Source organism: Cellulomonas sp. P5_E12 (assembly GCF_054049315.1).
This window is the reverse complement of the sequence record NZ_JBFUMP010000007.1, coordinates 139,825-157,567: the sequence shown is the minus strand read 5'-3', so window position 1 is coordinate 157,567 and position 17,743 is coordinate 139,825. Positions and strand designations below refer to the sequence as shown.

The 17,743-nt window shown below is 72.5% G+C and carries 21 protein-coding genes; 11 read left to right on the top strand and 10 right to left on the bottom strand.

The window, feature by feature from the left end; all coding sequences use genetic code 11:
- Nucleotides 1–4 precede the first annotated feature (4 nt).
- From ACXJKA_RS08590 to ACXJKA_RS08575, 4 genes are all read left to right on the top strand, one after another.
- Nucleotides 5–2,710, top strand: a complete 2,706-nt coding sequence (locus tag ACXJKA_RS08590) for an AAA family ATPase (protein WP_456824769.1) — start codon at nucleotides 5–7, stop codon at nucleotides 2,708–2,710.
- A gap of 82 nt (nucleotides 2,711–2,792) precedes the next feature.
- The gene (locus ACXJKA_RS08585; protein WP_456824768.1) at nucleotides 2,793–3,626 is read left to right on the top strand and encodes an alpha/beta fold hydrolase; all 834 of its coding nucleotides are present in this window, start codon (nucleotides 2,793–2,795) and stop codon (nucleotides 3,624–3,626) included.
- Nucleotides 3,627–3,653: 27 nt separating this feature from the next.
- Nucleotides 3,654–4,475 carry an alpha/beta hydrolase gene (locus ACXJKA_RS08580; protein WP_456824767.1) on the top strand — a complete coding sequence of 274 codons (822 nt, stop codon included), beginning with the start codon at nucleotides 3,654–3,656 and terminating at the stop codon, nucleotides 4,473–4,475.
- A gap of 20 nt (nucleotides 4,476–4,495) precedes the next feature.
- A complete protein-coding gene (locus ACXJKA_RS08575) occupies nucleotides 4,496–5,323 on the top strand; it encodes an alpha/beta fold hydrolase (protein ID WP_456824796.1) in 828 nt (275 codons plus the stop codon).
- 19 nt (nucleotides 5,324–5,342) lie between these two features.
- Here ACXJKA_RS08575 and ACXJKA_RS08570 read toward each other — a convergent pair whose 3' ends face one another.
- Nucleotides 5,343–6,083: a VOC family protein gene (locus ACXJKA_RS08570; RefSeq protein ID WP_456824766.1), complete on the bottom strand. Its 741-nt coding sequence runs from the start codon at nucleotides 6,081–6,083 to the stop codon at nucleotides 5,343–5,345.
- A gap of 132 nt (nucleotides 6,084–6,215) precedes the next feature.
- Between ACXJKA_RS08570 and ACXJKA_RS08565 the strand changes: the two genes are divergently transcribed.
- Nucleotides 6,216–6,863, top strand: a complete 648-nt coding sequence (locus tag ACXJKA_RS08565; RefSeq protein ID WP_456824765.1) for a dihydrofolate reductase family protein — start codon at nucleotides 6,216–6,218, stop codon at nucleotides 6,861–6,863.
- On the opposite strand, the gene ACXJKA_RS08560 is transcribed toward ACXJKA_RS08565, so the two are convergent.
- Nucleotides 6,833–8,065 carry a PP2C family protein-serine/threonine phosphatase gene (locus ACXJKA_RS08560; protein ID WP_456824764.1) on the bottom strand — a complete coding sequence of 411 codons (1,233 nt, stop codon included), beginning with the start codon at nucleotides 8,063–8,065 and terminating at the stop codon, nucleotides 6,833–6,835. The genes ACXJKA_RS08565 and ACXJKA_RS08560 overlap by 31 nt on opposite strands.
- 170 nt (nucleotides 8,066–8,235) lie before the next feature.
- Between ACXJKA_RS08560 and ACXJKA_RS08555 the strand changes: the two genes are divergently transcribed.
- Nucleotides 8,236–9,174, top strand: a complete 939-nt coding sequence (locus ACXJKA_RS08555) for a phosphotransferase (RefSeq protein WP_456824763.1) — start codon at nucleotides 8,236–8,238, stop codon at nucleotides 9,172–9,174.
- Here ACXJKA_RS08555 and ACXJKA_RS08550 read toward each other — a convergent pair.
- Both ACXJKA_RS08550 and ACXJKA_RS08545 read right to left on the bottom strand, forming a co-directional pair.
- Nucleotides 9,126–9,491 carry a VOC family protein gene (locus tag ACXJKA_RS08550; RefSeq protein ID WP_456824762.1) on the bottom strand — a complete coding sequence of 122 codons (366 nt, stop codon included), beginning with the start codon at nucleotides 9,489–9,491 and terminating at the stop codon, nucleotides 9,126–9,128. The two genes, ACXJKA_RS08555 and ACXJKA_RS08550, sit on opposite strands and share 49 nt — an antisense overlap.
- A 47-nt stretch (nucleotides 9,492–9,538) precedes the next feature.
- The gene (locus ACXJKA_RS08545) at nucleotides 9,539–10,225 is read right to left on the bottom strand and encodes a DNA alkylation repair protein (protein WP_456824761.1); all 687 of its coding nucleotides are present in this window, start codon (nucleotides 10,223–10,225) and stop codon (nucleotides 9,539–9,541) included.
- A gap of 428 nt (nucleotides 10,226–10,653) precedes the next feature.
- On the opposite strand from ACXJKA_RS08545, the gene ACXJKA_RS08540 reads away from it, so the two are divergent.
- Nucleotides 10,654–10,920 carry a GlsB/YeaQ/YmgE family stress response membrane protein gene (locus tag ACXJKA_RS08540; RefSeq protein WP_456824760.1) on the top strand — a complete coding sequence of 89 codons (267 nt, stop codon included), beginning with the start codon at nucleotides 10,654–10,656 and terminating at the stop codon, nucleotides 10,918–10,920.
- A gap of 7 nt (nucleotides 10,921–10,927) precedes the next feature.
- Here ACXJKA_RS08540 and ACXJKA_RS08535 read toward each other — a convergent pair whose 3' ends face one another.
- Both ACXJKA_RS08535 and ACXJKA_RS08530 read right to left on the bottom strand, forming a co-directional pair.
- Nucleotides 10,928–12,058: a DNA polymerase ligase N-terminal domain-containing protein gene (locus ACXJKA_RS08535; RefSeq protein WP_456824759.1), complete on the bottom strand. Its 1,131-nt coding sequence runs from the start codon at nucleotides 12,056–12,058 to the stop codon at nucleotides 10,928–10,930.
- Between the two features lie 40 nt (nucleotides 12,059–12,098).
- A complete protein-coding gene (locus ACXJKA_RS08530) occupies nucleotides 12,099–12,575 on the bottom strand; it encodes a PPOX class F420-dependent oxidoreductase (protein WP_456824758.1) in 477 nt (158 codons plus the stop codon).
- A 59-nt stretch (nucleotides 12,576–12,634) separates the two neighbouring features.
- On the opposite strand from ACXJKA_RS08530, the gene ACXJKA_RS08525 reads away from it, so the two are divergent.
- Nucleotides 12,635–13,147: a tetratricopeptide repeat protein gene (locus tag ACXJKA_RS08525; protein ID WP_456824757.1), complete on the top strand. Its 513-nt coding sequence runs from the start codon at nucleotides 12,635–12,637 to the stop codon at nucleotides 13,145–13,147.
- 4 nt (nucleotides 13,148–13,151) lie between these two features.
- On the opposite strand, the gene ACXJKA_RS08520 is transcribed toward ACXJKA_RS08525, so the two are convergent.
- Complete coding sequence (locus tag ACXJKA_RS08520) at nucleotides 13,152–14,120, bottom strand: EamA family transporter (protein ID WP_456824756.1); 969 nt, start codon at nucleotides 14,118–14,120, stop codon at nucleotides 13,152–13,154.
- A gap of 82 nt (nucleotides 14,121–14,202) precedes the next feature.
- Between ACXJKA_RS08520 and ACXJKA_RS08515 the strand changes: the two genes are divergently transcribed.
- The 3 genes from ACXJKA_RS08515 to ACXJKA_RS08505 are packed head-to-tail and all read left to right on the top strand — an operon-like array spanning nucleotide 14,203 to nucleotide 16,192.
- On the top strand, nucleotides 14,203–14,757 hold the full coding sequence (locus ACXJKA_RS08515) for a CGNR zinc finger domain-containing protein (RefSeq protein WP_456824755.1): 555 nt from the start codon (nucleotides 14,203–14,205) through the stop codon (nucleotides 14,755–14,757).
- Nucleotides 14,754–15,770 (top strand): LacI family DNA-binding transcriptional regulator, encoded by a 1,017-nt coding sequence (locus ACXJKA_RS08510; protein WP_456824754.1) that lies wholly within the window; start codon nucleotides 14,754–14,756, stop codon nucleotides 15,768–15,770. Before ACXJKA_RS08515 ends, ACXJKA_RS08510 begins: the two co-directional genes overlap by 4 nt.
- A 44-nt stretch (nucleotides 15,771–15,814) precedes the next feature.
- Complete coding sequence (locus ACXJKA_RS08505) at nucleotides 15,815–16,192, top strand: nitroreductase family deazaflavin-dependent oxidoreductase (RefSeq protein WP_456824753.1); 378 nt, start codon at nucleotides 15,815–15,817, stop codon at nucleotides 16,190–16,192.
- A gap of 40 nt (nucleotides 16,193–16,232) precedes the next feature.
- Here the strand turns inward: ACXJKA_RS08505 and ACXJKA_RS08500 are convergent, their stop codons facing one another.
- From ACXJKA_RS08500 to ACXJKA_RS08490, 3 genes are all read right to left on the bottom strand, one after another.
- Entirely contained in the window at nucleotides 16,233–16,544 is a 312-nt protein-coding gene (locus ACXJKA_RS08500; RefSeq protein WP_456824752.1) for an SHOCT domain-containing protein, read from the bottom strand.
- 34 nt (nucleotides 16,545–16,578) lie between these two features.
- A complete protein-coding gene (locus ACXJKA_RS08495) occupies nucleotides 16,579–17,028 on the bottom strand; it encodes a DUF6325 family protein (protein ID WP_456824751.1) in 450 nt (149 codons plus the stop codon).
- Between the two features lie 270 nt (nucleotides 17,029–17,298).
- Nucleotides 17,299–17,742 carry a Rieske (2Fe-2S) protein gene (locus tag ACXJKA_RS08490; protein ID WP_456824750.1) on the bottom strand — a complete coding sequence of 148 codons (444 nt, stop codon included), beginning with the start codon at nucleotides 17,740–17,742 and terminating at the stop codon, nucleotides 17,299–17,301.
- Between the last annotated feature and the right edge of the window lies 1 nt (nucleotide 17,743).

Sequence of the window (17,743 nt, the reverse complement as noted above, 5' to 3'; positions counted from 1 at the left end):
GCCCATGATCCTGGGCAGACGCGCAGAGCTCGACGAGCTGAGCCTCGTCCTCGGCTCTGCGCGCAATGGGCGCGGTGGCGCGCTGCACGTCCGCGGAGAAGCGGGCATCGGCAAGACGACCCTCCTCGATGCGGCCACCGACGGGCCGACGGGCATCCGGGTCGTGCGGGTCGACGGCTACGAGGCCGAGGTCGCGATGCCGTACGCGGCGCTGCAGCGGATCGGGTCCAGCGTCCGGGAGCACCTGCCGCAGATCCCGGAACGGCAGGCCGCCGCGCTGCGGATCKCGGCCGGTCTCGACGTGGGACCGCCGCCCGACCGCTTCCTCGTCGGACTCGGGATGCTCTCGTTGCTCGCGGCGGCGGGGGAGACCGAGCCGCTGGTTGTCGCGGTCGACGACGCGCACCTGCTCGACGCCGAGTCGCTCGAGGTGCTCGCGTTCGTCGGTCGACGCCTCACCGCGGAGTCGGTGGCGGTGCTGCTGGCGGCGCGTCCGGACGAGCGCACCGAGACGGTGCTGGCCGGCGTTCGACGGCTCGAGCTCGGCGGGCTGGACGCTCCCTCGTCGGTGCACCTGCTCACCATCTCGGCGGTCGAGCCGATCGATCCGCTCCTCGCGCGGCAGATCGCCGACGAGTCCGTCGGCAACCCGCTCGCACTCATCGACCTGGGCCGCGAGTTCACCGCCCAGGAGCTGACCCGCTCGGCGGTCGCACCAGAGCCGGTGCCGGTCGGGAGGCGCCTGGAGGCGCACTACCTGCGTGAGGTCGACGCGCTCCCGGAGATGACGCGACGCTGGTTGCGGGTCGCGGCGGCGGAGTCCAGCGGCGACGCGCTCCTCATCGACAAGGCGGCCGCCCGTCTTGGCCTGGAAGGGGACGCCGCCGACGACGCCCAGGGGCTCGCCTCCGTCCGGGACACCGTCGTGTTCCGCCATCCGCTGGTCCGGTCGGCGGTCTACGCCGGCATGTCCGCGACCGAGCGCCGACGCGTGCACGCGGCTCTGCGCGACGTTTCCGACGAGCAGGGGCGACCCGACCTCGCGGTGTGGCACGCCGCGGCGGCGACCGTCGGGCCCGACGAGTCGGTCGCCACGCGGATGGAGCGTGTCGCCGACACCGCCGGTGGGCGCGGGGGGCTCGCGTCCCGGGCACGGTTGCTGGCTCGTGCCGCCGAGCTGACGACCGTGGGTCCGACGCGGGACGGGCGTCTGCTCGCGGCGGCCGAGGCGGCAGCGGGTGCCGGAGCCGCCCGGCTGGCGATCGATATGCTCGACCGGATCGACTCGGCGCAACTCGACCCAGTCGGTCGGGGCCGCGCGATCTCCTTGCGGGCGCTCCTGGCGACGTTCGTCGCGGATCCCGCCGGGCTCACGGCGGGAGCGGCGTCGCTGCTCCGTGCGGCCGACCTGTTCCGGGGCGTCGTGCCCGAGCTCGAGCAGAAGACGCTGGTGCGGGCGTTCGAGCTGACGCTCGCGGCCGAGTGGGCGATGGAGGGCGTCACGCTGCCGGAGCTCGGGCGGCGGCTGCAGCAGGGTGCCGACGACAGTCCGCTCGGTGTCGTGCTGCGGGCGCTCGGCGCGCACATCCTGCGTCCCTACGACGGGGCAGTTCCGGCGATGCGGGAGGCTGTCGCCGTCATCCGTGCGGCACCCGACAGTGAGCTGGTCGACCTGGGCGTCGTCGCGATCGCCCTCACGATGGCCCTCTGGGACGAGGCAGCCTGCGTCGAGGTGCTCGAGCGGACGGTCCGGGTGGCGCGCGACGCCGGCTCGCTCCGCGTGCTCGACACCAGCCTCTGGCTGTTGAGCATCGCCGAGCTGGTGCGGGGGGAAGCCATCGCGTCGGGCCGCTACGTCGACCAGGTGCGGGACCTGCGCAGGGCGATCGGGTACGACGCCGAGCAGGTGGTCAACGCGTCGTACCTCGCGTGGAGCGGCGCTCCGAAGTCGCAGATCGAGGCGATCGCCGGCGCGATCCGCACGAGCGGGTTCGGCGGCGCGTGGACCGTCGCCATGACCGGTCTGAGCATCCGCGAGATCGCCGAGGGCCACTACCGCGACGCGTTCGAGCGGCTGAAGCCGATGGTGGGTGCGCCGTTCCTGCAGGTCACCTACCAGCAGCTGCCGGAGTACGTCGAAGCGGGGGTTCGCAGTGGCCACCCCGACGCCGTGCGGTCCGCGGTCGATCGGCTCGCCGAGTTCGCCGAGGTCAGCGACACCCCGTGGGTGCGCGGGGTCTTCGAGCGCAGCGCGGCGCTGCTCGCACCCGACGACGAGGCCGAGGAGCGCTACGCGCGCGCGATCGAGCACCTCCAGCGGTCCACCGCCCGCGGCGACCTGGGGCGGGCGCACCTCGTCTACGGCGAGTGGCTGCGGCGCATGAAGCGTCGGCGGGACGCGCGCGAGCAGCTGCGGCTCGCCCTCGACGTGTTCGAGGGCGTCGGGGCGCCCGCCTTCGCCGACCGGGCTCGTCGCGAGCTCGAGGCCACGGGGGAGCACGTCGTTCGACAGTCGCCCGGCGACGTCGAGGTGCTCACGCCGCAGGAGGCGGCGATCGCACGTCTCGCTGCCGCGGGCCAGACCAACGCCGAGATCGGCGCGGCCCTGTTCATCAGCGTCAACACGGTCGACTACCACCTGCGCAAGGTGTTCCGGAAGCTGGAGATCGGCTCGCGCCGGCAGCTGGCAGAGCGGTTCGCCACGAACTGAACCGGTCACGACCACGTGCACCACGTGGTTCGAGAACAGTGCATTCCGGACAGCATCGAGACACCCGAGCGGGAGGTGCCCGATGCCCTACGTCATCGCCGAGGACGGCGCGCAGATCTTCTACAAGGACTGGGGAACCGACGGGTCGCCGGTCATCCTCAGCCACGGCTGGCCGCTCAACGCGGACGCCTGGGACGCCGCGGCCCTCTTCCTCGCGGAGCACGGCCACCGCGTCATCGCCCACGACCGGCGCGGGCACGGCCGGTCCAGCCAGACCTGGCACGGCAACGAGATGGACACCTACGCCGACGACCTGGCGTGCCTCATCACCCACCTGGACCTCACCGACGTGACGCTCGTCGGTCACTCGACGGGCGGCGGCGAGGCCGTGCACTACATCGGCCGGCACGGCACCGCCCGCGTGGCGGGGCTGGTGCTGGTCTCCGCGGTACCCCCGCTCATGCTGGGTGGCGACGACAACCCTGGGGGACTGCCGATCCAGGTCTTCGACGGGATCCGCGCAGGTGAGGCCGCGGATCGCTCGCAGCTCTACCGCGACCTGGCCGACGGGCCGTTCTTCGGCAACAACCGCAACAACGACATCTCGCAGGGCGTCCGCGACGCCTTCTGGCTGCAGAGCATGGCGAGCGGCCATCGCGCCGCGTATGAGTGCATCGCCGCGTTCTCGGCCACTGACTTCCGGCCCGACCTGGCCAAGGTCGACGTGCCGACCCTCGTGATCCACGGCTCCGACGACCAGATCGTGCCGTTCGAGGTGGGCGGCAAGCGATCCGCCGACGCCATCGCCGGCGCGACCCTGACGGTCTACGAGGACGGGGCGCACGGCCTGCCGGACACCGAGCGCGAGCGGCTGCACGCCGATCTCCTCGCGTTCATCGACTCCCTGACCGCCTGACTGCCACCCACGGAAAGGACCCCGACCATGACCGCCCCCGACACCGTCGTGCTCGTGCACGGACTCTGGATGACCCCGCGCAGCTGGCGCGGCTGGAAGGAACGCTTCGAGGCCAAGGGCTTCACGGTCCTCGTGCCGGGATACCCCGGCTTCGAGATCGAGGTCGAGGCCCTCCGCGAGAACCCCGACCTCATCGCGAAGCTCACGGTTCCCGAGACCGTCGGGCACCTCGCCGCACAGATCGAGGCGCTGCCCGAGCCGCCGATCATCATGGGCCACTCCTTCGGCGGCACGCTGACGCAGCTCCTGCTCGCGCGCGGGCTCGGTGCGGCCGGAGTCGTCGTCGACTCCGCGCCCACCGAGGGCGTCCACGTCAGCCCGGTGTCCCAGGTCAGGTCGTTGTTCCCGGCCCTGAAGAACCCCGCGAACTTCCACCGGGCCGTCGGGTTCACGCCCGAGGAGTTCCACTACGCGTTCGCCAACACGATCTCGCGCGAGGACTCCGACGCCGCGTGGCAGGAGTTCGCGATCCCCGCACCGGGCAACTGGGTGTGGGCTTACGGCCTCATCGCGAACTTCAAACCCGGCAGGCAGGAGACCTGGGTGGACTATGACGCCGACCGCGCGCCGCTGCTGTTCATCGGCGGCGAGAAGGACCACATCATGCCGCCGTCCGTGAACAGGTCGAACGCCAAGCACTACGCCAAGTCGCCTGCCCTCACCGAGTACCACGAGTTCCCGGGTCGGTCCCACTGGATCTGCGCCGAACCGGGGTGGGAAGAGGTCGCCGACTACGCCCTCGAGTGGGCCCTCGTGCATGCCCGATCCGTCTCCGTCCCGTCGGCCTGAAAGGAACGATCGTGACCACCATGAAGCGCAAGGGCCTGGCCGCACTCGCCGTCGCCGCGGCATTCTCGCTCGTCGCACTGGGAGGCGCGGCCATTCCGGCGGCGGCGACGACCACGACGCAGGCCCACCACGCTGCGTCGACGACCGCGAAGCCGACCGTCGTCCTGGTGCACGGAGCATTCGCCGACTCCAGCGGATGGAACCTCGTCGCCACCGGCCTTCAGGCGCAGGGCTACCCGGTCCTCGCCTTCTCCAACCCGCTGCGCGGCGTCCAGTACGACGCCGAGTACCTCCGACAGTTCCTCGCCACCGTCCCGGGCCCGATCGTGCTCGTCGGCCACTCGTACGGCGGCGCGGTCATCACCAATGCCGCGACCGGCAACCCGAACGTGAAGTCCCTCGTCTACGTCGCCGCCTACGCGCTGGACGACGGCGAGTCCGTCCAGGCCGCGAACGCGCTCGGGGGAGGCCACACCGAGGTGACCGACCACCTCGTCGTCCGTCCGTTCCCGGGAGCCTCCCCGGGTGACGCCGATGCGTACATCGACCCGGCTTTCTTTCCGCAGCTGTTCGCCGGCGACCTGCCCAAGGTCGTCGCACGGAACATGGCGGGGTCTCAGCGGCCGGGGTCGTTCGCCTCGCTCGTCACACCGTCGGGACCGCCCGCGTGGCGGACGATCCCGAGCCGGTACCTCGTCGCCACGCAGGACCGGATCATCCCGCCCGAGGCCGAGCGGATGATGGCGGCGCGCGCGGGTGCGAAGACCGTGGAGATCAACAGCTCGCACGTGCCGATGATCAGCCATCCCCTCGCGGTGCTCGCGCTCATCAAGGAGGCCGCGAAGTAGGACGCGGTGAAAGTGCAGGTCAGGGGCGCCCTGGGAACACCCCGGGGGGCCCCTCCCGCGCGACGCGGAGGCGGAACTCGGTGCCGTCGGGATCGGCCAGCTCGACCGCGCCCTCCTCGAGAGTGCCTAGTCGGGCGGCGCCGAGCGACGTGAGCCGGTCGACCTCCCCACCGAGGTCGCCGCCGACGAGGGCGAGATCGAACCGCTGGCGGCTCCTGACGTGCGCCGGCGGCACGGGTTCACCGCCCCACGAGACCTTCGTGCCGCCGCGCGGCGACTGGACCGCGGTCTCCTCGTGCTCGTCCCACACCAGGGGCCAGCCCAGGGCGTCGGCCCAGAAGAGGCCGACGTCCCGGGTGCCGTCGCAGGTGAGCTCGCCGAGGAAGCCGCAGCCGGCGAGGAAGGAGTTCCCGGGCTCGATCACGCAGAGCTCGTTGCGCTCGGGATCGGCCAGCACCACGTGACCCTCGTTCGGGCGTTGTCCCACGTCGAGGTGGCTGGCACCGAGCCGGAGCAGGGCGTCGACCGTCTCCCGCTGGTCGTCGGGGCTGGCGCTGGTGAGGTGCAGGTGCATCCGGTTCCGACCGACCTTCGCCTCCCGGCTCGGGACGAACCGCAGGCCGAGCTGCGTCGCGGAGCCGGGCACCAGGGCTTCCCGGACGTCGCCGACCGCGTCGCGTCCGAGCGCTGCGGCCCAGAAGTCGGCCAGGCGCGCGGGATCGAGGGCGTCGACGGTGAGGGCGGTCAGTCGGCAAGGCACCCTCGAACGCTAGGCGCGCTCGCGCACCCCGGGCACGTCCATTTCCCATGACGGTGTCGGATCGGTGTGGTGCCGTTCGTTGTGCTGGTGAAAGGTGGTCGTCGGGACCACCCGGGAGCTGAGGAGCATCCGATGACGAAGGTCGTCGCCATCATGTCCATGTCGCTTGACGGCTTCGTCGCCGACCCCGACGACGGGGTAGCCGAGGTGTTCGACTGGTACACCTCGGGGGACGTCGAGATCCGCACCGGTGGGTCGGAGCCCATGAGGTTCACGGTGTCCGAGCCGAGCGCCGCACACATCCGCGGTCTCACCTCGGGACTGGGCGCCGTGCTCACCGGTCGACGCACGTTCGAGGTCGCCCAGGGCTGGGGCGGGAACCACGCGTGGGGGCCGGCGTTCGTCCTCACCCACGACGTCCCCGCCGGGTGGCCGCGGCCCGACTCGACCGTCCACTTCGTCACCGACGGGCTCGAGAGCGCCGTGCGCCAGGCGAAGGACGCCGCCGCCGGGAAGAACGTCGGGGTCCACGGCGCCGACACCATCCAGCAGCTGCTGAACGCCGGTCTGATCGACGAGATCTCCGTCGACATCGCCGCGCTGCTCCTCGGTTCCGGGGTTCGGCTCTTCGACCACCTGGCGGGCACGCCGGCCACGCTGGGCAGCCCGACGGTGATCCAGGGAGTGGGCGTGACGCACCTGCGTTATCCCGTCCGTGCGGCCGACGCGCGTCGAGGGCGCACCGCGCCCTACTCGGGGGTGGGCTCGAGCGCCTTCTGACCGCTGGAGGTCCACTGGATCAGCAGGATGGTCGCGTCGTCCTGGAGGACGCCGTTCTGGTGCTCCAGGATCCGACGCCCCACCCGGCGGACGATCTCGGGGAGGGGGACGCCGTCGGCGGCCTCACGCTCGACGAAGTCCACGAGCCGGTCGAGCCCGAAGAACCGGCGGTCCGCGTCACGAGCCTCCGTGATCCCGTCGGTGTACAGGACGAGGACGTCATCGGGTTCGAGCCATTCCTCGGCGACGTCGGCGGCCACCCTGTCGAGACCCAGCAGGGCGCGGCGCCCGGAGTCCAGGGTCTTGACCACGTGACCTCGCCGCAGCAGCAGGGGCGGTGGGTGGCCGGCTGCGACGTAGCGCAGCTCGCCCGTGTCGAGCTCGAGCGTGCCCAGGACGCCGGTCGCATACGTCTGACCGGCGAACTCGTCGCCGATCGCCCGGTGGACGGCCTCGGTCTGCTCGAACAGCCCGTGACCCTGGCGACGCGAGTTGCGGTAGGCGGCGAGCGCCGTCGCGGCGGCGAGGCCCGAGTGCAGGTCGTGACCGGTGGCGTCGAAGATCGCGAACTGCGCCCGGGTGTCGGACAGTGCGTAGTCGAACACGTCACCGCCGACCTCGGACGCGGGCTCCAGGCGACCGCTGACCACGACCTTGTCGGTTCCCGACGTCAGCGGCGGGAGCAGCTGCCAGATGAGCTCGGCGGAGACCGTCCTCGGTGTCTGACGACGCACCGCGTCGATGGCGTCTCCGTAGTCGTCGAGGATCGAGACGAGGTGCCCGAGGAGGTGCGCGAACGACCACAGGTCGTGCAGGAGCTCGTCGTCGGCGAGCAGGTCCGGGTCCGTCACCGTGACTCGCAGGACCCCGAGGCGCTCGACCCCGTCGACGATCGGCATCCAGATCAGCGGCACGCCGTCGACCACGGCGGTCTGCACGGTGAGCAGGCGGTGCGCGCGCCCCGCGAGGGTGGAGTCGACGGCCAGCAGGGCGGGCCGAGCCCGAGCGGCGCCCACCATCGGGACGAGCACCGTGTCGCTGTAGTCCGCGAGGAAGATCACGGCGTTCGCGTCGAGGTGGGAGATCGCCGCGTCGACCGCGTCGGGAAGCTGGTCGGGCGGCACGAGGTGCGTGCGCTGCAGCAAGGACACCAGAGCGTCGACGATCGAGCCCCCTCGTGGATCGTCCGGCCCCGCGGTCATCTCGCTTCCACCCAGATCGTCGACGACGTCCCGCCTGTCCTCACCCTAGCCAGCGGCAGCCGGCGACGAATCTCGGCGACTTCCCGTCGTGGTCGAGCGCGGGAGCAGCCACGAACGGCAGGCTGGAGCCATGGATACGGAAGCACTCGCCGCCGAGACGTTGCCCAAGGATGTCGAGCGGGCCCTCGCGGGCCGGTGACGTCGAGCTGACGATGGAGGCCTCCCAGGTTCCCCGTGCCGTGGCAGCGGCCACGTCAGTCGCCGCATCGTTCGGTCTGACGGTCGACGACGCGATCGTGCTCCACGACTCGAACAAGCTCACCCTGCGACTGGTGCCGTGCGACGTGCTGGCCCGGGTGGCGCCGGCCGCGCACCAGGTCGCTCAGCTCGAGATCGACCTCGCTCTCCGGCTCGCCGAGGCCGGCAGCCCCGTGGCTGCTCTCGAGCCGCGGGCCGAGCCGCTCGTCTACGCGCGCGACGGCTTCGTAGTCACGCTGTGGACGTACTACGAGCCCCCTCCGGCCCGGGAGGTCGCACCGGTGGACTACGCCCACGCCCTCGCGCGGCTCCATGCCGGGATGCGCACGGTCGACGTCCACACGCCGCACTTCACGGACCGGGTCCAGACGGCCCAGCGGCTCGTGGCGAGCCGCGACCGCACCCCGGCGCTCGGCGACGCGGACCGGGACCTGCTCGCCGGGACGCTGCGAACCCTGCGGCGGAGCATCGCCGAGCGCGGCCCCGCCGAGCAGCTGCTGCACGGCGAACCGCACCCGGGCAACCTGCTGACCACGAAGGACGGCGTGCTGTTCATCGATCTCGAGACGTGCTGCCGCGGCCCGGTCGAGTTCGATCTCGCCCATGCGCCCGCCCAGGTGGCCGACCACTACCCGGGCGTCGATCACGGGCTGCTGCGGGTGTGCCGCTCCCTGGTGCTGGCGATGATCACCGCGTGGCGCTGGGATCGAGACGACCAGCTCCCGGACGGGCGCGCGCTGGGGACGGAGTGGCTCGGTCAGCTCCGGGAGAACCTGGATCGCGACGGACTGATGTCGGGGGATCACGGACCCCAGCAGAGGCAGAACGGGTGGCCGGCCGGGTCGGCGTAGACCTGGAACCCGTCGGGGGTGGCGAAGTCGTCGGCGGCCTTCAGCAGCACCGCGCCGACCGCGAGGGCGTGCTCGTGGGCGGCGTGGATGTCGTCGACGTACAGGTCGAGGTGGACCTGCTGCTGCTCGCCGTCCGGCCACTCCGGCCGCACGTGGTTCGGGGCGAGCTGGACGTCGATCCGTGGCTCTCCGTCGACGATCACCGAGTGCCAGTCGTCCTCCACGGTCACGGTGCCGCCGAGCAGCGCGGCCCAGAATGCGCTCTCGACGCCGATATCCGCCGCATCGAACACCACTACCTGCCGCCTGACCTTCATGCGGACATCGTGGCACCGGCGGACGCGTGGCACGCCCCGCCTGGCGACTACGCCGTCGCCTGGCGGCGGACGATCTCGGAGATCCAGATCGGCGCGAAGGGCGAGGTGCAGCCGGGCGGGGTCGGGTAGTCCTTGAGGACCTCGAGGCTCTCGCCGATGGCGAGCGCGCGGGCGCGGTGCTCGGGGTGATGGATGCCGATGGTGGCCAGGCACTCGTTCATGGCCCACTGCAGGCGGTCCGGCGCGTCCTTCATCTGCGCCTCGACGAGGTCCAGGAGTCCGGGGAGGTCGAGCCCGTGCGGGGACCTCGCCACGCGGTCGCTGGTCAGCGCCCAGCCGGCGCTGGCGACCACCGGGTCGGCGTCGGCGAACCACGCCGTGCGCAGCTCCTCGACGTGCGGGCTCTTCTTGACGACGTAGCTGACCAGCCAGTCGTGCACCTTGGGCACGCGCGCGTCACGCAGCATCGCGTCCAGCTCAGCGGCCGTGTACTGCTTGGGCCGGCAGATCAGGATCGCGACCAGACGGGCCGCGGTGTCGCCGGTGGCCCACAGCTGCCCGGCCAGCTCGTGGTCGGACTTCACGCCCTTGGCGACGGCGCGCAGCTTGGTGAGGTTGACCCCGTGGTCGTCGCCGTGCCGTGCGTTCACCGCGCGGACCTTCGGGTCCTCCAGCGCGGCCAGGTCGGCGAGCACGTCGCCGACGGAGGCCTGGGTCACCGAACCGGTCGGCATGCGATCTCCCTTCGTCGTCGTCGGGGCCAGCGTAGATCCGGCCGAACGGAGCCGCCGCCGCCCTCACCTGGTTCTCCGACACCGCTCGGGTCTCCGACGCTCTCGAGGACCGGGGCCATCGGATACCTGCTCAAGGACCGCGAACGGCGTGATCTCGTCGCTGCCGCGCGGTCCGCCGCCCTCGGCATGGCCAACAAGCAGATCGGCAGCGCTCGGGATCAGCTAGTGCAGGTCAAGGTGCACGTCGGGCACTGGTTCCGTCAGATCGGCGTGGCCGAGCGGACCTGCGCGGCCCTGGGGGCAAGGAGCACCTCGGGTACGAATGACCGCTCGGCGTGCGCGAGCGCCTGCCGGGGTCCAGCATGCGAGTGTCCCAGTCGAGCCAAGGCCCGGCGCAGCTTCTGTACAACTCCTCGAGGAGAACGCTCATGACCCCCGCAGGCATCATCTCCGCCATCATCATCGGCGCGATCATCGGCGTCCTGGGCCGGCTCGTGGTTCGCGGGCGCCAGAACATCTCGATCCTGGTGACGATCATCGTCGGCATCGTGGCCGCGCTCATCGGCACGTGGCTCGCCGGGCTGGTCGGCGTGCAGACCACGGACGGCATCGACTGGATCGAGCTCCTGTTCCAGGTCGTCCTCGCCGCCATCGGCGTCGCGATCGTGGCGGGAAGCGGGCGCCGGCGGAGCTGACCGGCCGCTACCGCGTGCGTGCGTGCTCGACCTCGAGCCAGTCGCCTGAGCGGGCGCCCGGGCGATAGGGCGAGGCCCGACGCTTGACCAGGACGCCGGACAGCCGGCCCTCGCGGCTCGCGGCCAGCACGTCGGCCCCGGGACCGTCGAAGGACGGGGGAGTCTGCCACGACGCTCCAGCCAGGCCGAGGCCCTCCAGCAGTCGACGACGTTCGTCGTACGGCAGCGCGAGGGTGGAGCGCCCGTCGAGGTGGAGCACGTCCGACAGCAGGTAGACGACGGGGACGGTCCGGGCCAGGCGCCGCGCGGGGGCTGAGTCACTGACGGCTGCGCGCTGGTGCAGGCGAGCGGCGTCGGGTGCGCCGCCGGCGTCGAAGGCGACGAGCTCGCCGTCGAGCACGACGGGCGTCGACCCGAGCTGCTCGCCCAGCCCGGCGATCTCCGGGTACGAGCGCGTGACGTCGAGGTCGTTTCCGGACACCAGCCGCACGCGGCCGCCGTCGACGTACGCCACGGCGCGGACCCCGTCCCACCTCATCTCGTACGCCCAGCCGTCGTCGTCGTCCGGCAGCTCACCCGGCACCGCGAGCATGGGCCGCACGAGACCGGGCAGCGGCTCCCAGTCGGGCCGGGTGGGCGGGTCCATGCGGTGCACCATCCAGCTCTTGCCGTCGTCGGGTGAGCCGGCGCCCTTGCCCCTCGGTCGCGTGGCGAACAGGACGTACCGCCCCTGCACGCGCTCGCCGTGCAGCACCACCTGGACCTCGCGGTCCGACCACTTCACCAGGTCGTACGTGCCGCGGTCCCAGACGGTGACCTGCCCGCCGCCGTACTCGCCGGAGCCGATCTCACCCTCGAACGTCGCGTACTCGAGCGGGTGGTCCTCGGTGTGGACCGCGAGGTGGTTCGTCTTCTGGTCCTGCGGGAGCCCCTTGGGCACGGCCCACGAGACGAGGACGCCGTCGCGCTCGAGGCGGAAGTCCCAGTGCAGCGCGCGGGCGTGGTGCTCCTGGATGACGAAGCTCCGGCCCTCGCCAGACGGCGCGCTCGTCCCGGGCTCGGGGACGGGCTCGGGCGTGCGCGACGGGTCCCGCTTGGCGCGGTACTCCGCGAGGGGCTCGTGCGTCGGGTCGGGCACGTCCCGAGTCTCCCGCCGTTCGCCCGATCGGGCGAGGGAGTCAGCCGTCGAGGCGAGCCGCGACGTCGGCGGGGAACCCGCCGGTGGCGACGGGTCCCCAGCGCGTCGGCGTGATGCGGATCAGCGACTTGTCCTGGACGCGCATCGCGGCGCGGTACTCCGGCCAGTCGGGGTGCTCGCCGGCGATGCACCGGTAGTAGTCCACGAGCGCGTCCTCGGCCTCCGGCATGTGCAGCACCTCGGCCTCGCCGTCGACCTGGACCCACGCGTCGCCGAAGTCGTCGGACAGCACGCAGACGCTCACCCGCGCGTCGCGCTCGGCATTGACCGCCTTGGCCCGGCCCGGATAGGTCGAGACGACCAGACGACCCTGGTCGTCCACGCCGCCGCTCACGGGCGAGACCTGCGGTCGCCCGTCGGCACGGGTGGTGACCAGGACGAAGTGGTGCCGGTCGCGGACGAAGTCGAGCAGTCCGGCCAGGTCGACGGTGCGGGTGGTGGCGACGGTGCGGGGCATGACCCCACGCTAGGAGGTCGCCCGGTGCGGAGCACACCCGAGGCTGACAGGATCCTCGCGTGAACCACCTCACCGACGACCTGCGGGACGCCATCGCCGCCGGGTACGCCGCCCGCGACCGGAGCGACATGGCGCCGACCATCGCGTACTTCGAGCGGCTGCTGGCCGAGCACCCCGACCACCCGGTCCTCGTGCTCGAGGTCGCCGGCGCGTACGACACGGCAGGGCGCGAGGACGAGGCGGCCGTCCAGTACGAGCGGGCGATGGTGCTCGGGCTGGAGGGGGACGACCTGCGGCGGTGCCTGTGCCAGTACGGCAGCACGCTGCGCTGGCTGGKGCGGCTCGACGAGTCGGTCGCGGTCCTTGAGGGTGCCCGGGCGCGATTCCCGCAGTCCGACTCGGTGCGCGTGTTCCTCGCGCTGACGCTCGCCGAGGCCGGTCGGACCGATGCCGCGGTGGCCCAGCTCCTGACGGTGATCACCGACCACCCGGAGGTGACGGACCTCGGCCGCTACGCCGTCGGGCTCGGTGGGCTGGCGCGGTGGCTGCAGGACGGACGTCCGGACGAGTAGGAGCTCAGACGACCGCGTCGACCACGGGTCGGGGCGCCGGGACGGCGGCCGCGGGCTCCGGCACGTCCGTGCCACGGCGGACCAGCGCGATCCCGGCGACGACGAGCACCATCCCGGCACCCTGCAGCGGGAGTGGCGCCTCCCCGACGAGGGCCCACGCGAGCAGGACGGCGACGAGCACCTCGGAGAGGGCCAGGAACGACGCGAGGCGTTCGCCGAGCAGCCGCACAGACACCGCGCTGACGCCGTACGCGAAGGCGGTCGGCACCGTGGCGACGATCAGGAGCGGCACGATCCAGTGGACCTGCGCGCCGAGCAGGTCGACGCGGACGTCCGGCGCGGTGACCGGCAGGACGCCGACGGCGGCGACGACCGCGACCGTGAGCGCGCCGACGGCCATGCCGGCGCCGGCGAGGCTGATCGAGGGCAGCTCGGTGGGCCGGCCCGTGAGCGCGAAGTAGGCCGCGTTGCCGACCGCGGAGACCAGGGCGAACGCGAGCCCGATCGGGTCGAGCTCCAGGGACCCCGTCAGGTCGAGGACGAGGACGAGACCGCCGGTGGCGAGCGCGGCGCCTACGAGGGTCGCGCGCGTCGGCGCCTGGCGCTCCCGCGCCCAGCGCCAGCCGACCAGCAACAGCGGCCCCGTGTACTCGATGAGCAGCGCGACTGCGACGGGCAGCCGGTCGACCGCGAGGTAGTACATGGTCGACGCGGTGGCCACCCCGAGCACCCCGAAGCCGAGCACCGTGCGCCACTCGTCGCGCAGCACGTGCCAGCGCCCGCGCAGCGCCCACGCCGCGGGACCGGCCAGGAGCAGGGCAGCGACCGAGAGGCGCACCAGGATGGCCGCACCGGGCGACCACCCGGCGACGAGCAGCGGCTTGACGACCGGACCGCTGGTGGCGAAGGCGACGGCCGCGACGAGCCCCGCGGCGATGCCTGCGGTGCGGTGCGACGCGGTCGTCGTGGGCATCGCCGCGCTCCTGTCCAGGGTTGTCATGGGTCAAGCCCGACTACACTCGTGACAGTAGCCTCGGCCATCGACAGGAGTCAAAGTGGTATTCGCACCTGACACCGAGATGAACATCGCCGCGGCCGTCGAGCTGGTCAACACCGCCCGGCGTCGGGACGGGCACGACGCCATGGCGACGGTCGACGACGTGTCCGCCTACTACGCGCGGTGGGGCTACACGGCCCGGCACGACGGCGACGCCGCCGAGCTGGCCGGGGTCCGCGACGCGCGCGAGCAGATCTCGGTGCTCTGGGACGTGGACCGCGACGCGGCGGCCGGGCTGCTGAACGAGATGCTCGCGCGCGGGGGAGCGGTGCCGTCCCTCGCCCGGCACGACCAGTTCGACTGGCACCTGCACGGGACCGCGCCGCACGCCCCGCTCGCCACCGTGATGCTCGTGGAGACCGCGATGGCGATGGCGGACGTCGTGCGCAGCGACGAGTACGAACGCCTGCAGCACTGCGAGGCGGAGGACTGCGACGCTGTCCTGGTGGATCTCTCCCGCAACCGCTCGCGCAGGTTCTGCGACGTCAACGGCTGTGCGAACCGGGCGCACGTCGCCGCCTACCGGGCGCGCAGAGCGGAGTCGGCCTCGTGACCCACGAGCCGGGCACGACGCGTCCCGTCGTCGCGATGGATGTCGCTCGGGCCGCCGGGGTCTCGCAGAAGACCGTGTCGAGGGTCATCAACGGCGACGCGCACGTCAGGGCGGAGGTGCGCGACCGGGTGCAACTGGCGATCGCCGAGCTCGGGTACCGGCCCAACCGCGCGGCCCGCAACCTGGTGCTCGGCCGCAGCCGGACCATCGGCGTGCTGTCCGTCGGGTCCACGGACTTCGGCCCGTCGGCGCTCATGGTGGGCGCCGAGCACGCGATCCGCAGCGCCCGGTACGCGATGTCGGTCGTCAACACGTTCCAGGACGAGCCGGACGCGATCACGGGCGCGCTCCGCGAGCTGGTCGACCAGGGCGTCGACGGGATCGTGGTCAACGAGCCCGTCGGGCTGTTCACGCTCGCGCCGGGGGCCATCGGGAACCTGCCGGTGCTGAGCCTGTCCGGGGCGTACGGGATCTCGTCGGCGGAGATCGTGGTCGACCCCGACCAGCGGGCCGGCGGCCGAGCACCTGCTCCGTCTCGGTCACGGCACGGTGCACCACCTGTCCGGCCCGCTCGGGTGGCGTTCGGCGCGCCTCCGGCTCGACGGCTGGCGCGACGCGCTGGTCGCGGCCGGCGCCGACGTCCCCGGGTGGCCCACGGTGACTGGAGCGCCCGGTCCGGGTACGAGCTCGCCACGACCCTGGCCGCGGACCGGGACGTCACCGCGATCTTCTGCGCCAACGACCAGATGGCCATCGGTGCGCTGCGGGCGCTGGCGGACGCCGGACGGGACGTGCCCGGCGACGTGAGCGTGGTCGGCTTCGACGACCTCCCGGAGTCGTCCTACCTGACGAGGTCCCTCACGACCGTGCGTCAGGACCTCGCGCACGTGGCGACGTTCGGCATCCACCTGCTGATCGACGCCATCGAGAACCCGCGAYCCCAGAACCGCCGGGAGCACGTCGCGGTCGAGCTCATGGTCAGAGAGACGACCGCGTCACCGCCCCGCCGCTGACACACCGATTGCGGGCCAGGTCTGTCCCGGCGCACAGTGAGCGCATGCCCGCGTCCGTCGACAGCGCCCTGCACCGCAGCCAGATCATCGACCTGACGACCACGGGCCGTCACTCCGGTGAACCGCGGCGGATCGAGATCTTCCTGCACGAGCTGGACGGGCAGCTGTTCGTCTCCGGCCAGCCGTTCCCGCGCAAGCGCGCGTGGCTGCTCAACATCGAGGCCGACTCGCACGTCGTCGTGCATCTCAAGCGCGGCGTGACCGCCGACCTCCCGGCCACGGCTCGGGTGGTCGACGACCCGGGGGAGCGGCGTCCGCTCATCGAGGCGGCCGCGCGGCGGTGGGGCCGGCACGACGTGGAGCTGATGATGGCGCAGAGCCCGCTCATCGTCCTGACCGTGGGCACTGCTGCGCCGGGCTGACTGCCCCGGGCCCGACACGCGGGCCCGGGGCAGTCTGCCGTCAGCTGGTGAGGATGCGGTTCTTCTGCACCTCGAACTCGATGTCGCTGAGGACGCCCGCGTCCCGGAGCGCGCCGAGCTGGGCGAGCTGCGCGAGCTTGGCGTCCATGTCGGCGGGCGCCGCAGCGGGTGCCGGGGCCGGAGGCGCCGCGACGTAGACGGGCTGGGGCTCGGCGTACTGCTGCTGGGGGGCCGCGGCCTCCTGCTGCGACTGCCAGCGGCCTGCCTGGCGGCGCGACACGCGGTTGGAGACGGCGGTGGCGGTTCCGGCGACGACCGCCGTGCGTGCGACGCCGCGGATCAGTCCTGGCATGTGATGCTCCTTGGTCGTGGTGGGTGGGGTCGGCTCAGCCGAGGGAGTCGGTGGCGTCCAGCGCGGCGATGACCGCCTGCACGGGGATGCGCCCGCCGGCCACCAGCTGCCCGCCTGTGCGGCGCAGCGCGACGGCGAACGGGGCGGCCCAGACGTTCTCGTAGACGAGCACGCCCGCGGCGTCACCGGGCTCGAGCGCGTTCGCGGCCTCGGCCAGGTCGTCCTCACCGAGCAGGCCGGACGAGACGCCCTCGAACACGGTCAGGTCGGCGCCGCCGTCCTCCAGCTGCTTGAGCTCGAGCGCGGAGACCGAGCCGTCGTCGTCCTTCTGGATGAACACGAGATCGAGGATGCGGATGATCCCGCGGTCCACCAGGTCGACCAGGAGAGGGAACGCCTCACCGGTGAGCTTCGCGTGGGGGAATGCCACCACCAGGTAGTCGATCGGGCCCGTCTCCTCGAGTCCGGTCAGGTCATCGGTCATCGGCTGGTCCTCTCCCGTGCGGCACTGCTGCCGCTTCTGACGTGCGCTTCGAGGTGAACGTATCAGGGGGTTTGGGTGCCCGACAGTGGTGGTCCATCCGAATTGCGTGTCGGTCCTGAGCGGCGCTCTCGGGGTCCCGACGATGGCCCCGTGGCGCCTGGGTGCGCACGTCCGACAGGGCTCAGCCGCGTAACGCCGCGAGGAGCGCACCCGCGGTCGCCGCGGCGCCGGCGATCCACACGAGCGTCGGCAGCCGCTGCCAGAACGTCCTCATGCGCGCACCACCTCACCGTCGGCGGTGACCTCGACGTCGACGGTCTCGAGCGGCTCGGTCGCCGGGCCCTGCACCACGGCGCCGGTCGTGGCGTCGAACCCGCTCCCGTGGCACGGGCAGCGGATCACGCCGCCGCTCACGCTGCCGACCAAGCAGCCCTGGTGCGTGCACACCGCGTCGAAGCAGTGCACCGTCGCGCCGCTGCGGGTGAGCACCAGCTTCTCGTCGCGGAGCACCAGACCGCCCCCGTCGGGCACGTCCGCGAGGGCGACGAGAGGACCCGACCCCGTGCCCGAGCTGTCGTCGTCACCGCCGTGGTCGTCGTCGGGGTCCGGCGGCGGGCCGAGGGCGACGAAGCCCACGTACCCCGCCGCCCCGGCCACGAGCGCGACGCCGGCGCCCTCGAGCAGCTCGCGGCGGCCGACCTCGGGAGCGGCCACG